General features: G+C 59.7%; 15 protein-coding genes. 2 read left to right on the forward strand and 13 right to left on the reverse strand.

All coding sequences use genetic code 11. From position 1 onward, the window contains the following. Nucleotides 1-18: 18 nt before the first annotated feature. The 5 genes from NF676_RS08850 to minC all read right to left on the reverse strand — a co-directional run bounded on the left by NF676_RS08850 (nucleotide 19) and on the right by minC (nucleotide 3,792). Nucleotides 19-861: a protein kinase family protein gene (locus NF676_RS08850; RefSeq protein ID WP_056784015.1), complete on the reverse strand. Its 843-nt coding sequence runs from the start codon at nucleotides 859-861 to the stop codon at nucleotides 19-21. A 152-nt stretch (nucleotides 862-1,013) separates the two neighbouring features. After that, entirely contained in the window at nucleotides 1,014-1,649 is a 636-nt protein-coding gene (locus tag NF676_RS08855) for an RluA family pseudouridine synthase (RefSeq protein WP_252879698.1), read from the reverse strand. Nucleotides 1,650-1,818: 169 nt separating this feature from the next. Then, entirely contained in the window at nucleotides 1,819-2,073 is a 255-nt protein-coding gene (gene minE, locus NF676_RS08860; RefSeq protein ID WP_003223146.1) for a cell division topological specificity factor MinE, read from the reverse strand. Then, nucleotides 2,073-2,885, reverse strand: a complete 813-nt coding sequence (minD, locus tag NF676_RS08865; RefSeq protein ID WP_056784017.1) for a septum site-determining protein MinD — start codon at nucleotides 2,883-2,885, stop codon at nucleotides 2,073-2,075. Before minD ends, minE begins: the two co-directional genes overlap by 1 nt. Nucleotides 2,886-3,054: 169 nt before the next feature. Continuing rightward, nucleotides 3,055-3,792: a septum site-determining protein MinC gene (minC, locus tag NF676_RS08870; protein WP_041479318.1), complete on the reverse strand. Its 738-nt coding sequence runs from the start codon at nucleotides 3,790-3,792 to the stop codon at nucleotides 3,055-3,057. A 117-nt stretch (nucleotides 3,793-3,909) separates the two neighbouring features. On the opposite strand from minC, the gene NF676_RS08875 reads away from it, so the two are divergent. After that, complete coding sequence (locus NF676_RS08875; protein ID WP_041479319.1) at nucleotides 3,910-4,842, forward strand: lipid A biosynthesis lauroyl acyltransferase; 933 nt, start codon at nucleotides 3,910-3,912, stop codon at nucleotides 4,840-4,842. A 35-nt stretch (nucleotides 4,843-4,877) separates the two neighbouring features. Next, a complete protein-coding gene (locus tag NF676_RS08880; RefSeq protein WP_041479321.1) occupies nucleotides 4,878-6,050 on the forward strand; it encodes a patatin-like phospholipase family protein in 1,173 nt (390 codons plus the stop codon). Nucleotides 6,051-6,141: 91 nt separating this feature from the next. Here the strand turns inward: NF676_RS08880 and NF676_RS08885 are convergent, their stop codons facing one another. The 8 genes from NF676_RS08885 to puuE form a co-directional block, all read right to left on the reverse strand. Then, nucleotides 6,142-6,927 carry an outer membrane protein OmpK gene (locus tag NF676_RS08885; RefSeq protein WP_095180785.1) on the reverse strand — a complete coding sequence of 262 codons (786 nt, stop codon included), beginning with the start codon at nucleotides 6,925-6,927 and terminating at the stop codon, nucleotides 6,142-6,144. A 371-nt stretch (nucleotides 6,928-7,298) separates the two neighbouring features. Then, nucleotides 7,299-8,084 (reverse strand): outer membrane protein OmpK, encoded by a 786-nt coding sequence (locus NF676_RS08890; protein ID WP_252869054.1) that lies wholly within the window; start codon nucleotides 8,082-8,084, stop codon nucleotides 7,299-7,301. 162 nt (nucleotides 8,085-8,246) lie between these two features. Then, complete coding sequence (locus tag NF676_RS08895; protein WP_252887542.1) at nucleotides 8,247-9,599, reverse strand: nucleobase:cation symporter-2 family protein; 1,353 nt, start codon at nucleotides 9,597-9,599, stop codon at nucleotides 8,247-8,249. 168 nt (nucleotides 9,600-9,767) lie between these two features. Next, complete coding sequence (locus NF676_RS08900) at nucleotides 9,768-11,081, reverse strand: urate hydroxylase PuuD (protein WP_212615652.1); 1,314 nt, start codon at nucleotides 11,079-11,081, stop codon at nucleotides 9,768-9,770. A gap of 51 nt (nucleotides 11,082-11,132) precedes the next feature. Continuing rightward, complete coding sequence (locus tag NF676_RS08905) at nucleotides 11,133-11,636, reverse strand: ureidoglycolate lyase (RefSeq protein WP_016773758.1); 504 nt, start codon at nucleotides 11,634-11,636, stop codon at nucleotides 11,133-11,135. A 120-nt stretch (nucleotides 11,637-11,756) separates the two neighbouring features. After that, nucleotides 11,757-12,758: an allantoicase gene (alc, locus tag NF676_RS08910; protein WP_252887543.1), complete on the reverse strand. Its 1,002-nt coding sequence runs from the start codon at nucleotides 12,756-12,758 to the stop codon at nucleotides 11,757-11,759. 87 nt (nucleotides 12,759-12,845) lie between these two features. Beyond that, a complete protein-coding gene (gene uraD / locus NF676_RS08915; RefSeq protein ID WP_016773760.1) occupies nucleotides 12,846-13,361 on the reverse strand; it encodes a 2-oxo-4-hydroxy-4-carboxy-5-ureidoimidazoline decarboxylase in 516 nt (171 codons plus the stop codon). Then, nucleotides 13,358-14,284: an allantoinase PuuE gene (puuE, locus tag NF676_RS08920; protein WP_252887544.1), complete on the reverse strand. Its 927-nt coding sequence runs from the start codon at nucleotides 14,282-14,284 to the stop codon at nucleotides 13,358-13,360. The genes uraD and puuE overlap by 4 nt, the downstream gene beginning before the upstream one ends. Nucleotides 14,285-14,319 lie beyond the last annotated feature (35 nt).

The raw sequence follows: 14,319 nt of genomic DNA on the forward strand, positions 1-14,319 counted from the left end.
GTGTTGCCAGGGAGGGCGTCAACCGGTGATCAATCTGCCAGAGAGGAAGACTTCACGGCGTTGCTTGCGACCGACGTATTCATGTTTGCTCAACTGATAGACAGCCTCGAACCTGTCTCTCGATAAGCCAGGCAGTGCACTGAGGTATTGATCTACCAGGCGATCGTAGGCGGCTTCGGTGATGAATTTGTAGATATCCCGACGATAGAAGAAGCCGAGTTGAAAACCGAGTGTTTCACTTGCGTGCGCGGTCGGGCCTGCGAAGCAGTTTTCAAAGTCGATGGCTTTGAGTGGCCTTTGCGTTTGCTCGGGCACCATGATGTTGCCCACCCAGAAATCCATGTGGGTGATGTTCTTGCTGGCGAGCGAGCTGAGCAGTTGAAACGCGTCGAGGATAAAGGCTTCGATGTTTTCGGGATTGCGTCTGATGCACTCGGCCCCATCCATATGGCCTTCGAGCAGGTGAGTCAGCAGGAAGAACTCCTCGGTCAGGCCTAGTCTGCTGCGGGTATAGCCATAGCCCTTCAGTGGAGGCATCTCCACGCCCCGGCGCTGAGCTTCGAGGGAATTCATCAGTTCTTCAAGAGGCCAGTCGAAGCGCCCGTTGCGTTGCGGTTTGTTCAGGCTCACCCGCACCTTTGCCTTGAACGTGTCCAATGGCTGGACCTTGGCAAATAGTGGTGTTTCACAGGACGATAACGGTGCGCTGGCTCGGGTCAGTTTGTGCGCGCGGCGTTTTTTAATGAGCTGCTCCAGGGCCTGGCGTGCCTGGATGCTGGGTGCTTCGCTCAAGTGCAGGGTCGTGTTACCGAATGCGTAGATGATCGGGTATTCGGATTGAAGTGTTTTGCTGCAGAACACGGGAAAGGCCTCCTGCCTGATATCGAAGTGCCATGATTTTATATTTGATTACAATTTTATGACAGTTCTTTACGTCAATCTATTGCCGGTGGAATTCTGGCAGGACAAAAAAAGCCCTTCACCAGGAAGGGCTTTAAAAGTATTCACGCAATTCAGAACGGAGCCGGGCACTCGAAGCGCAGGCGCTCCCCGGTCTGCGGGTGGGTGAAGCTGAGCATGCTCGCGTGCAGGCACAAACGTGGCCAGGCGGTCAGCGCCTGCTCGTGGGCGTAGAGCCCGTCACCCAGCAACGGATGGCCGATCGACAACATGTGTACGCGCAGTTGATGGGAGCGACCGGTAATCGGTGTCAGTTCGACACGGCACCAGTCGCCGCAACGTTCCAGCACCTTCCAGAAGGTCAGCGCATGCTTGCCGAATTCGTGATCGACCACATGCCGTGGCTTGGTCGGTGGGTCGTAGCGCAGGGGCAGATCGATGCTGCCGCTGTCCAGCTCCGGCTGACCCCAGGCCAAAGCGGTGTAGGCCTTTTCGGTTTCGCGATCGTGAAACTGCCGCGACAGTTCGCGATGAGTGTCGGCGTCACGGGCCAGCAGGATGATCCCGGAGGTTTCCCAGTCCAGGCGATGAACGATGCGCGCTTCCGGGTAGCCGTTTTCCTGCAAGCGGGTAATCAGGCAGTCCTTGTTGTCGTCAGCGCGACCGGGCACCGAGAGCAGCAAGGTCGGTTTGTCGACCACAAGAACGGCGGCGTCCTCGTGGATGATGCGGATGTTGGACAGCGGCATTAAAACAGCCTCGTAACAAATGCCAACGGCGGCTCGGGACTGCTGATAACTCTGTAGGAGCTGCCGAAGGCTGCGATCTTTTGACTTTGAAGATCAAAAGATCGCAGCCTTCGGCAGCTCCTACACGAGCATCAACAGCCCGAGCCGCCGTAGCGACTGCCAAATCGACTCAGCGATCGGGCAGGGTGATGTTGAGTTCCAGAATCGAGCAACTGCCCTGGCTTTCCAGTGCAACATGTACGTCGTCGTTGCCGATGTTGACGTACTTGCGGATCACGTCGACCAGTTCCTTCTGCAAGGCTGGCAGGTAATCCGGCGTGCTGCGCTGGCCGCGCTCATGCGCCACGATGATCTGTAGACGCTCTTTCGCTACCGAGGCGGTACTTGGCTTTTTGTTGGCACGAAAGAAGTCAAAAAGGTTCATTACCTACCTCCAAACAGGCGCTCGAAGAATCCCTTCTTCTCGACATCGAGGAATCGGTGGGCTTTTTCTTTGCCCAGCAGGCGGTCGACGGTATCGCTGTAAGCCTGACCGGCATCGCTCTGGTCGTCGAGAATCACTGGCACGCCCTGGTTGGAAGCCTTGAGTACCGCCTGGGATTCCGGGATGACGCCGAGCAGGGTCACCGAGAGGATCTCCTTGACGTCTTCAACGCCAAGCATCTCGCCCTTCTCGACACGCTCCGGGTGGTAGCGGGTGATCAGCAGGTGTTCCTTGATCGGCTCTTCGCCACGTTCGGCGCGGCGCGATTTGCTCGCCAGCAGGCCGAGCATGCGGTCCGAGTCACGTACCGAGGAGACTTCCGGGTTGGTCACGACGATCGCTTCATCGGCGAAATACATGGCCAGGTGCGCACCTTTCTCGATGCCCGCCGGGGAGTCGCAGACGACGAACTCGAATTGTTCCTTGAGCTCCATCAGGACTTTTTCCACGCCTTCGACGGTCAGCGCGTCTTTGTCGCGGGTCTGGCTGGCCGCCAGTACGTACAGGTTTTCCAGGCGCTTGTCTTTGATCAGTGCCTGTTGCAGGTTGGCTTCGCCGTTTACCACGTTGACGAAGTCATACACCACGCGGCGCTCGCAACCCATGATCAGGTCGAGGTTACGCAAGCCCACGTCGAAGTCGACGATCACTGTTTTGTGGCCGCGCAGAGCGAGACCGGTACCGATAGCGGCGCTGGTGGTGGTCTTACCCACACCACCCTTGCCGGATGTAACCACGAGAATCTTGGCCAAGGTGTTTCACCCCTAAGGAAGAAGGACTGTTCAGCCCCTGAAAAACATCTCTTGAAAACTACTGCAGTCGGACAGCCTTGGCTGGAATTTGGCTTTGAGCCTTTTTCCTACTTCGTTTGAGCCGTTTTCGCTACGTTTTAGAGATGCTTGGAAAATGCGGCAGTATCCGTTAAAGCCGAATGATGTTCAACACGTCGCCTGACAGGCTGACCTGGACGCCCGAGCCCCACATCGGATCACGACGCAAATCCTCGGAGACCTTGTAATGACCGGCGATGGAGATCAGTTCAGCGCTCAATTGCTGACAGAAAATCCGTGCCTTGGTGTCACCTTTGACGCCGGCCAGCGCACGGCCGCGCATCGGGCCGTATACATGGATGTTGCCATCGGCGAGAAGTTCCGCCCCCGGACTGACCGATGAGACCACGACCAGATCGCCACCCTGGGCATATATCTGCTGGCCACCACGTACTGGCGTGGTGATTACGCGGGTCGGTTTGACGGTCGGCTCAGGCGGCTTTTCCGGCTTCTTTTTGACTTCGGCTTCCGGCGTCTCCAGCGGACGCTCGCGGGCGCCGGAGGGCGGTAGCACGGGGATGTCGATGGCGATGGCGGCGGCGATGTCTTCGATGCGGCTGGCACGAATGGCCAGGGTACGCAGACCGTGCTGACGGCAGACGCGCATCAGCCCCGGCAGGTCAACCGCGCCCTGATTCGGCGGTAGTTTGTCCAGCGCCAGAACCAGCGGTGCATTGCTGAAAAAATTCGGCGCCTGGGCGACTTTGGCGGCCAATTGCCGATCGAGGCTTTCGAGGTCGTTACGGGCCAGTTCCAGCACAGTGATGGCCAGCATGCTGCCCTTGAGCTGGAATACGGGATCTTGGTCTAACGGGTCGGTTTGGCTCATGTCGGCATACAACGGCTTGTCACTAAAAGTGCCGAGACTTATAACGAGAACGCCCGCGAGCCGCAAGCCGGGTCGAACGATGTAGAATGCGCGGCCACTGTATTTACGGAAGCTTTAATGGATCGCCCGCGTTTTCGAAAAGCATATCTTGCTCCGCGCTTCTGGCCGCTCTGGTGCGGCCTGGGGCTTTTGTGGCTGATCGTGCAGTTGCCGTATCCGGCGCTGCTGACCATCGGTCGAGTTTTGGGCGCGTTGATGTATCGCGTCGCCAGCGACCGGCGAACCATCGCCCGGCGCAATCTGGAATTGTGCTTCCCGGAAAAATCCGCCGCCGAACGCAAACGCCTGCTCAAGGAAAACTTCGCCTCCACCGGCATCGCCTTTTTTGAAATGGCGATGAGCTGGTGGTGGTCGCGCGAACGTCTGGCGAAACTGGCCCACGTCGAAGGCCTTGAACATCTGCAGAAGGCCCAGCGCGAAGGCAAAGGCGTGATTCTCATGGCCGCGCATTTCACCACCCTGGAAATCGGCGCGGCACTGCTCGGCCAGCAGCACACCATCGACGGCATGTACCGCGAACACAAAAACCCCTTGTTCGACTTCGTCCAGCGCCGTGGCCGCGAGCGGCACAATCTCGATTCGCTGGCGGTGGAGCGCGATGACGTGCGCGGCATGCTCAAACTGCTGCGCTCGGGACGGGCGATCTGGTATGCGCCGGATCAGGATTACGGCGCCAAGCAGAGCATCTTCGTGCCGCTGTTCGGCATTCAGGCCGCCACCGTCACTGCGACGACCAAGTTTGCACGGCTGGGCAAAGCGCTGGTGGTGCCGTTCACTCAGGAACGTCTGGCCGACGGCAGTGGTTATCGTCTGGTGATTCATCCGCCGCTGGAAGATTTCCCCGGCGAGAGCGAGGAGGCCGATTGCATCCGCATCAATCAGTGGGTCGAGAGTGCTTTGCGTGCCTGCCCCGAGCAGTATCTGTGGGCGCATCGGCGCTTCAAGAGTCGCCCACCGGGCGAGCCGAAGCTTTATCCCAAGCGTCGTTGATTCACCCGTACTGACAAGCACTGTGGAGTGTTGCGATGAGTCCTGCTGAACCGGTCACAGGTTTGATTCTTTCCGGCGGCGGGGCTCGGGCGGCTTATCAGGTCGGGGTGCTGGCGGCGATTGCCGAGTTGCTGCCGGTCGGCGCGGACAATCCGTTTCCGGTGATCGTCGGCACCTCGGCCGGGGCGATCAATGCGGTCAGCCTGGCCAGTGGTGCCATGGATTTTCGCGCTGCCATCGAACGCCTGACCCAGTTCTGGCAGGGCTTTCGCAGCCACCGCGTGTTGCGCAGCGACTGGCCGGGCGTGATCCATCAGGCCAGCCGTTTCGTCAGCCACAGCCTGCTCGGCCTCGGTCGGCAGATGCCGGTGGCGTTGCTCAACAGTTCGCCGCTGCGCGAGCTGCTCGAGGAAAAACTGCACCTGCCTGGCATCGCCGAATCCATCGCGCGCAAGCAATTGCACGCGGTAGCGGTGACCGCGTTTGGCTACGAATCGGGGCAAGCGGTGACGTTCTATCAGGGCGGCGGCACCATCGACGCCTGGCTGCGGCACCGTCGTATTGGCGTGCCGACGCAATTGTCGGTCGATCACCTGTTGGCCAGTTCGGCGATTCCGCTGTTGTTCGCGCCAGTGAAAATCGGCGAGGAATATTTCGGTGACGGCGCAGTGCGCCAGTCGGCGCCGATCAGCCCGGCGCTGCATCTGGGGGCCAGTCGCGTGCTGGTGGTGGGCGTCAGCGGCAACCCGCGCGGCGTCGATCCGCAGCAGCCGCTGGAGCGCGCCTACAGCGGCCAGCAACCGACTCTGGCGCAGATTGGCGGGCACATGCTCAACAGCACGTTCATCGACAGTCTGGAGAGCGATATCGAGTTGCTGCAGCGTCTGAATCAGTTCAGTCATTTGCTCCCGGCCGGCACACCCACTCGCGCGCTGGGTGTGGCGCCCGTGGAAGTGCTGGTGATTGCGCCGAGTCAGCCGATCGACGAAATCGCCGCGCGGCATCGCCAGGAGTTACCGGCGGCGTTGCGCCTGTTTCTGCGCGGGCCGGGGGCGACGAAGACGAGCGGGGCGGGGGTGCTCAGTTACCTGCTGTTCGAGGCGGGGTATTGCAGCGAGTTGATCGAGTTGGGGCGGCGCGATGCGTTGGCCAAGCGCGAGGAGCTGTGCCGGTTTTTGCGGATATCTGAAGCGGTGGCTCCTGCCTGAAATCTGCGGTGAGGCCTTCGCGAGCAGGCTCGCTCCCACATTGGAACTCGGTCTGAATGTGGGAGCGAGCCTGCTCGCGAAGCTTTCAGGGTCAGAAGTGGAACTTGACCAGGAAGCTTGTGGTGCTCTGATCGGTCTTGAAGTACTGGCTGTCCTTGATCCCGTACTTGTCCGACCAGTAGTCGTACTCGACACCGACATACAACTGCTTCTCGCCGAAATTCAGCGCCTTGCCCAAGTCGTATTTGACCTGCGGGTTGAAGTGCAGGTTGGCGTGGTAGTCGCCCTTGGAATTGGAGTCGTTGTCGACCACCCAGTCCATGAAGCCGTCGATGAGGATGTTCGATTTGCCCACCGGGATGGTGTAGGACCACACCGGGGTGATCTGCCAGACATTGTCACCGGCGCGTGCGCCCTGGGTGTGACGCTGGTAGAAGTTCAGCTGGAAGTAATCGAAGCCTGGAATCGCCAGGTCGAAGCCCGGACCGATCAGGTACGACTCGGTATCGCCTTCACCGAACTCGTAGGTCATGGCCAGCAACACGTCAGTCACCGGACCAAAGGCCAGTTTCTGATCGAGGATCTTGCCGAACGACAGGCGCGGGCTGAGCTCGCCGTAGTAGGTGTTGGAGCCGACGCCGCCATCATCCTTGCCGTTGTAGAAGATCTTGTCGATGAACAGGAAGTTGTCCCCATACTTCCAGGCATCGGCGTGCTCGAAGGTCACGGTCTGCTGAATGCGCGGGTTGACCTGGAAGTCCTTGCCATACAGGTAGGTCAGGCTGTTGTTCTGCCACTGCAGCAGGCCTTCGGCCATCGCCTGGCCGCCGGCGAACATCGATCCGGCCAGCATCAGGCTGGTGCACATACGTTTCATTCGGTTGCTCCCAAAGTAGGTGTTCCACGTTATTTTTTTAAGATCGGCGCTCTGATGTGGCGCCTTTTTTCGTACCGCAAATTTCATCCGATCGGTCAGCTTTGAATGCTGGTAGCAAAAGCTGCGCCAAGGCTTTTGAAAAACCAAAAAACGCCCGTTCGGCTGCTGAAAAACAGTCGACGAGCGTGTTTTCGGGATGCCTCAGGACTGACCGCAGCCGGGATAAGTTGGCTTTTCGGTCAGAAATTGAATTCAGGCTTTTTTTTAGAGCGAATTCGGAAGGCCGCGGAGAATACTGACTCCTCGGCCAACGCTCAAGTGCCCCGCAACAGAGCACCGACGGCAGGCATGGCGCACGGTTGCGGGCCATCTCAGAAGTGCACCTTCAGCAGCAGGCTGGCGGTGTTCTGGTTGGTATCGAACGCGTGGCTGTTTTCGATGCCGTATTTGTTCTTCCAGTAGCTGTACTCGGTGCCGACGTACAGCTGTTTCTGGCTCCAGCCCATGGCTTTGCCGAGGTCGTATTTGATCTGCGGATTGATGTGCAGGTTGGCATGGTAGGTGCCGCGCGAGTTTTCGTCGTTGTCGACGACCCAGTCGAGGTAGCCGTCGATCAGCACATCGGAATTGCCCAGCGCAAAGCTGTAGGACCACGCGGGGGTGATCTGCCAGACACCATCGCCGGGCCGCGGGCCTTCGGTCTGGCGGCGGAAAATGTTCAGGGTGACGTAGTTGAAGCCGGGCACTTTCAGGTCGAAGCCGGGGCCGATCAGATAGGCCTCCGTTTCGCCTTCGCCGTACTCGTAGGTCATCGCCAACAGCACATCCTTGATCGGGCCGAACTCGATCTTGCGGTCGAGGATCTTGCCGAAGGACAGACGCGGGGTGAACTCGCCGTAGAAGGTATGCGGCCCTTTGTTCGGGTCTTCCTTGCCGTTGTAGAAGATCTTGTCGACGAACAGAAAGTTGTCACCGTACTTCCACTTGTCGGCGTGCTCGAAGGTGACCGTCTGCTGATACGACGGGTTGATCGCGAAATTCTTGCCGTACAGATAGCTGAGGCTGTTGCTCTGCCACAGCAGCAGATCGCCGGCCATGGCCTGACTCGCGGCCAGCAGGCCGCCACTCAACAGAACGTTGCTTTGCGTGCGGATCATCTGTTGCTTCCTGTTGTTTTTATTGTTTGAGGCACAAGCAGTTGCGTAGTCCCTGTGGGAGCGAGCCTGCTCGCGAAGCGGTTGTGTCAGTCGCCATCAATGTTGAATGACACAGCGCTTTCGCGAGCAGGCTCGCTCCCACAGGTGGCGTGGTGGTTTCAATCAGTGCGCATGGCAATCGTTGATCGCCGCACGCTCCTCGCCGCCGAGGATGTTGAACAGCAGGTTCAGCGTCAGCGCGCTGAGGGTGGCCATGGCGATGCCGCTGTGGGTGATCGGGCTCATCCACATGGGCAAGTGGGCGAAGAATTCCGGACGTACCACCGGGATCAGGCCCATGCCGATGCTTACCGCGACCAGCAACTGATTGCGGCGGTCACCGATGTCGGCCTCTTGGAGGATCTTGATGCCAGTGGCCGCGACCATGCCGAACATCGCAATCGCCGCGCCGCCCAGCACTGCCGGTGGAATCGATGCCACCAGAAACGCCGCTTTCGGCAACAGGCTGAGGACGATCAGCAGGCCGCCGGCAACGATGGTCACCGAACGGCAGCGCACACCGGTCATCTGCACCAGGCCGATATTCTGCGCGAACGAGGAGTGGGTGAAGGTGTTGAAGAAACCGGCGAAGAACGACGCGCCGGCATCGCACAACAAGCCACGACGGAGCATGCGCGGGCAGACTTCCTGGCCGGTGATCTTGCCCAGCGCGAGAAACATCCCGGTGGACTCGACGAAGATGATCACCACCACCAGACACATCGACAGAATCGGCGCCAGCTCGAACTTGGGCATGCCGAAATGCAACGGGGTGACGAACTGAATCCACGGTGCGCTGGCCATGCCGCTGAGGTCGACCATGCCGATCACGCCGCACAATACATAGCCCAGGCACATGCCGATCAGTACCGAAATATTGACCCAGAATCCGCGCATGAAGCGGTGAACCAACAGAATGGTCGCCAGCACCAGCGCAGCGATGGCCAGATAAATCGGCGAACCGAATTGCGCGGCGTCGACACCGCCACCGGCCCAGTTCACGGCCACGGGGAACAGCGATAAACCGATCGAGGTGATGACCGTGCCGGTCACCAGTGGCGGGAAGAAACGCACGACCTTGGACATGAACGGCGCGATCAGCATGCCGAAGAAACCGGCAGCTATCGTCGCACCGAAGATCCCTTGCAGACCGATGCCGGGCATGCCGGCCATGGCCACCATGCTGCCGACCGCAGCGAAACTGGCGCCCATCATCACCGGCATGCGAATGCCCATCGGGCCGATGCCGAGCGACTGCACGATGGTGGCGATGCCGGCGACCAGCAGGTCGGCGTTGATCAGGAAGGCGATTTCTTCACGACTCAGGCCAGCGGCCTGTCCGATGATCAGCGGCACCGCGATGGCACCGCCGTACATCAGCAGAACATGTTGCAGACCGACCAGGATCAGTTGCAAAAGGGGCAAACGCTGAATGGCGGGTGCGTCGGGGATGCGCGCTTTGGACAGCTCGGACATGCAACACCTCGGATCTTTTTTATTCTTGTGATTAACAGCTGCCGGGTTGCTTGCAGCTGTTTCTTTGCATCAGGCAGACCGCGGAGCGGCCATTCGCGGGCAAGCCCGCTCCCACACAGGCTATGCAAAACCCTGTGGGAGCTGGCTTGCCAGCGATGCTTTTAACGATTAATTGGTTTGCGCTCCCTGGGCAATCCAGGCACCGATCAGGTCACGTTCCTGCTGGGTCATCTGGGTGATGTTGCCCAGTGGCATGATCTGCGTGGTGATGGCTTGCGCCTGAATGCGCGCGGCGTTCTGGCGGATCTGCTCGGGGGTGTCGAACATCACACCGGCCGGGGCTGCGCTGAACAACGGGCTGGTCGGCTTGGACGAATGGCACACCGTGCAACGCTCTTGAATCACGTTGTGCACCTTGTCGAAACCGGGGCCGGCATTCGAGGCTTGCGCGGGTGCCGCCGCAGGAGCTGCGGGTGCCGCAGGTTGCGCCGCTTCGGCCGGTTTCGCGCCACCGCCCAGTGCCGTTTCCGGCAGCGGTTGGTACTCGATTTTCGCTGGCGCCTTGGCCACTTCAGGTGCAGTCGACATCGGCGCCGGGCCAGTGACGTAGGCCAGGCAGATCATGCCCACCGCTGCCACCGGCAGGGTCCAGGCAAACTTGTGGCTGTCGTGACGGGTGTTGAAGTAGTGACGCACCAACACCGCCAACACCGCGATCCCGGCGAGGATCAACCAGTTGTACTGGCTGCCGTAAGTGCTCGGGAAGTGGTTGCTGATCATGATGAACAGCACTGGCAGGGTGAAGTAGTTGTTGTGTCGCGAACGCAGCAAGCCTTTGGCCGGCAGTGCCGGATCCGGCGTGCGGTTCTCGGCGATCGCCGCGACCAGTGCCCGTTGCGCCGGCATGATGATGCGGAACACGTTACCGACCATGATGGTGCCGATGATCGCGCCGACGTGCAGGTACGCACCCCGACCACTGAACACTTTGCTGAAGCCATAGGCGGCGGCAATGATCAGCACGAACAGGATGAAGCCGAGCAGGGCGGGTTTCTTGCCCAGGGCCGAATCGCAGAGGAAGTCGTAGACAAACCAGCCGACGATCAGCGAGCCGATACCGATGGCCACGCCTTCAGGACCGCTGAGGCCACTGCCGGGTGCCACGAGGTAGAGCACCGGATTGGAGTAGAACACCACGCACAGCAGCGCGATCCCCGACATCCAGGTGAAGTAGGCTTCCCACTTGAACCAGTGCAGGTTGTCCGGCATGGACGGTGGGGCCAGTTTGTATTTTTCCAGGTGGTAGATGCCGCCGCCGTGGATCGCCCACAGATCACCGGCCAGACCGGTTTTCGGGTTGACGCGGTTGAGGTTGTTCTCCAGCCAGACGAAGTAGAACGACGCGCCGATCCAGGCCACGCCAGTGATCATGTGAACCCAGCGCACGCTCAGGTTCAGCCATTCCAACAGATGTGCTTCCACAGTCTTTACCTCTCGCCTGTCACTCTTGTTGTCGAGTGATCAGACCTTCTCTTATTGGTGGGGGGCGAGGATCAACCGCTCATCCTCTTTGAAAAAATGCTCATCGCAGTTATTGCCTGTGCCACTGCGATCAACCACCAGGAAGTCATCCCGCTTTTCGATCGTCAGCACCGGGTGGTGCCAAACGCCGCGATGGTAATTAATGCCCTGCCTGCCGTTGGTGACGAAGGCGCGGACCAAGCCTGATACAGGTTCATCGCCAACTGGCGCGACCACGATCAGAAAGGGGTTGCCGAGCAGCGGTATGAAAGCCTGGCTGCCCAGCGGATGGCGTTCCAGCATGCAAACGGTCAGCGGCATGTCCTGCGCGTCGGCGCGGAAAATGCTGATGATCGCGTTGTCCTCAGGCGTAGCGGTTTCGACCGTCGCCAGTTTGTGGAAGCGCATGGTCGAACCGTTGTTGATCATGAAGTGATCGCTGCCGTCGGTTTCGATCACGTCACCGAAAGGGGCGAAGGCTTCTTTGGTCAGCGGTTCAATCGTCAGTGTGCGCATGCTGTTCTTCTTATCCGGATTCTGTGTTGTTAGATCTATCGCCATCGCGGGCAAGCCCGCTCCCACAGTGGACTGTGGCGTTCACAAAACCTGTGGGAGCTGGCTTGCCAGCGATTGGGTTCAACCTTGTTTAGCGACCTTGCCCAATACACGCAGGCGACTCACGCCACCATCCGGGAACACGTTCAGGCGGATGTGGGTGATCGGGCCGAGTGCCTTGATCTGCTCGACGAAGGTGTGTTCGGCGTGCATTTCCAGCTTCTGGCTTGGCAGCAGTTCGCGCCAGAACAGCGACTGGGTTTCGATCTGGCCGTCGGTGCCGCCCTTGACGAAGGCGCCCTGGATCGAGCAGGTGTCCGGGTAGTTGCCTTTGAAGTGCAGGGTGTCGACGACGATCTTCTCGATCTCGCCCGGATGACCCAGGGCGACGATCACCCAGTCATTGCCCGGCGTGCGACGACGTGCGGTTTCCCAGCCGTCGCCCATGTTGATGCCGCGGCCCGGGTTGAGGATGTTGCTCATGCGGCCGAAGTGTTCGTCGGAGCAGGCGAGGGCGCGGCCACCGTTAAGGGCTGCGGCCAGATCGACCTGCTCGTTGTCGCCCACAGCGGACCAGTCGCGGAACGGAATGCCGTACACGCGCAGACGGGCAACACCGCCGTCCGGGTAGATGTTGAAGCGCAGGTGGCTGAACGCTTTGTCGTTGCTGATTTCATGGTAGTGGTGGCTGTTGCCCTGCAACTCGACGGCCGACAGCACTTCGGTCCACTGGGTGTTTTCATCCGGCTCGCCCGAGGCCAGGAAGCACGCTTCCAGCGAGGCCGATGGCGGGTAGTTGCCGGTGAAGAATGAAGTGTCGATGTCCACGCCTTTGATCGAGCCCGGTACGCCCAGACGGATCACCGCGCTGTCGAAACCTTCGAAGCGCTTGCGGCGCGACTCCCAGCCGTCCATCCACTTGCCGTTGTCATCGAACACGCCCTCCTTCCATACGGCCGGGGTCGGTTGGAACAGACGATTGGCGTCTGCGAACCAGTCATCGGTGACCGAGATGATTTTGGTGCCCAGACGGGCGTCGGCCAGGTTGACGTATTTTTCGAAAGGTACGGCGTAAGCTTTCATTCTTCTTGTCTGCCTTTGATAAGTTGGCTGGGGATGCTCGCAGGGCCCTGGGCGTTTGCGCGTTCATTCACGCTCGGGCCAGGCTTGCTAAAGAGTCAGTAAACGGAACAGGGCAATCTTGTTGATCTCCGCCAGCGCGCATTTGAACTCGGCTTCCACCGAATTGTTGATGCGCGTTTCGAACGCCGCGAGGATCTGATGCCGGTTGCTGCCTTTTACCGCCATGATGAAGGGAAACTTGAACTTGGCTTTGTAGGCGTCGTTCAGCTCGGTGAAGCGCTGGAACTCTTCGGCCGTGCATTGGTGAATACCGGCGCCAGCCTGTTCATTGGTGCTGGCTTCGGTCAGTTGGCCCTGGACGGCAGCTTTGCCGGCCAGGTCCGGGTGAGCGTTGATCAGGGCCAGCTGGCTGGCATGATCGGCGCTCAACAGGATATCGCTCATGCGCTGGTGCAGGGTTTCGATCTCGTCGATCGAAGCGTCCGCACCGAGGTCGTAGGCCTTTTCGGCCACCCATGGCGAATGTTCGTAGATGTCGGCGAAGGCTTTGACGAAAGCGTCGCGGCTCAGGGTCGACGGTTGCAGGGTTTGAAAGCGGCTCATTTTGCAGTCCCTTGGTACGGGTGGGTTTCTTGCCAGTGACGCGCGATGTCGACGCGACGGCTGAACCACACCTGTTCATGACTTTTGGCGTATTCGATAAAGCGCTTTAGCGAAGCGAGGCGACCAGGACGGCCGATCAGGCGGCAGTGCAGACCGATCGAGAGCATTTTCGGCGCCTCGGCACCTTCGGCGTAGAGCACGTCGAACGCGTCTTTGAGGTATTCGAAGAAATCGTCACCCTTGTTGAAACCCTGCACTTGCGTGAAGCGCATGTCGTTGGTGTCGAGGGTGTACGGGATCACCAGATGCGGCTTGCCGGTCGGGTTGTTCGGTTCCCAGTAGGGCAGGTCATCGTCGTAGGTGTCGCAGTCGTAGAGGAAACCACCTTCTTCCATGACCAGACGACGGGTGTTCGGCCCGGTGCGGCCGGTGTACCAGCCCAGCGGGCGCTCGCCGGTGATTTCGGTGAGAACGCGGATCGCTTCGAGCATGTGCTCGCGTTCCTGCGCTTCGTCCATGTACTGGTAGTCGATCCAGCGATAGCCGTGGCTGCAGATTTCGTGGCCGGCATCGACCATCGCACGGATCACGTCCGGATGGCGCTGGGCGGCCATGGCGACGGCGAAGATGGTCAACGGAATGTCGAATTCCTTGAACAGTTTCAGGATCCGCCAGACGCCGGCACGGCTGCCATACTCGTAAAGCGATTCCATGCTCATGTTGCGCGCGCCTTGCAGCGGCTGAGCGGCAACCATTTCAGACAGGAAGGCTTCGGATTCTTTGTCGCCGTGCAGAATATTGCGCTCGCCGCCTTCTTCGTAATTGAGCACGAACGACAGGGCGATGCGGGCATTACCCGGCCAGTGTGGGTGAGGAGGGTTACTGCCGTAACCGATCAGGTCGCGTGGGTAGTCAGCGCTCACTGCAGTCTTCCTTCTTGTTCGTTGACAGATTGGTG

The organism is Pseudomonas siliginis, from assembly GCF_024072275.1.
In the GTDB taxonomy this organism is placed as follows: domain Bacteria; phylum Pseudomonadota; class Gammaproteobacteria; order Pseudomonadales; family Pseudomonadaceae; genus Aquipseudomonas; species Aquipseudomonas siliginis.

Coding starts and splice junctions, on each gene's coding strand:
- NF676_RS08855 (WP_252879698.1), bottom strand. CDS start 1,649: ATGCCGCTGTCCAACATCCGCATCATCCACGAGGACGCCGCCGTTCTT.
- minE (WP_003223146.1), bottom strand. CDS start 2,073: ATGAACCTTTTTGACTTCTTTCGTGCCAACAAAAAGCCAAGTACCGCC.
- minC (WP_041479318.1), bottom strand. CDS start 3,792: ATGAGCCAAACCGACCCGTTAGACCAAGATCCCGTATTCCAGCTCAAG.
- NF676_RS08875 (WP_041479319.1), top strand. CDS start 3,910: ATGGATCGCCCGCGTTTTCGAAAAGCATATCTTGCTCCGCGCTTCTGG.
- NF676_RS08880 (WP_041479321.1), top strand. CDS start 4,878: ATGAGTCCTGCTGAACCGGTCACAGGTTTGATTCTTTCCGGCGGCGGG.
- NF676_RS08885 (WP_095180785.1), bottom strand. CDS start 6,927: ATGAAACGTATGTGCACCAGCCTGATGCTGGCCGGATCGATGTTCGCC.
- NF676_RS08890 (WP_252869054.1), bottom strand. CDS start 8,084: ATGATCCGCACGCAAAGCAACGTTCTGTTGAGTGGCGGCCTGCTGGCC.
- NF676_RS08895 (WP_252887542.1), bottom strand. CDS start 9,599: ATGTCCGAGCTGTCCAAAGCGCGCATCCCCGACGCACCCGCCATTCAG.
- NF676_RS08905 (WP_016773758.1), bottom strand. CDS start 11,636: ATGCGCACACTGACGATTGAACCGCTGACCAAAGAAGCCTTCGCCCCT.
- alc (WP_252887543.1), bottom strand. CDS start 12,758: ATGAAAGCTTACGCCGTACCTTTCGAAAAATACGTCAACCTGGCCGAC.
- uraD (WP_016773760.1), bottom strand. CDS start 13,361: ATGAGCCGCTTTCAAACCCTGCAACCGTCGACCCTGAGCCGCGACGCT.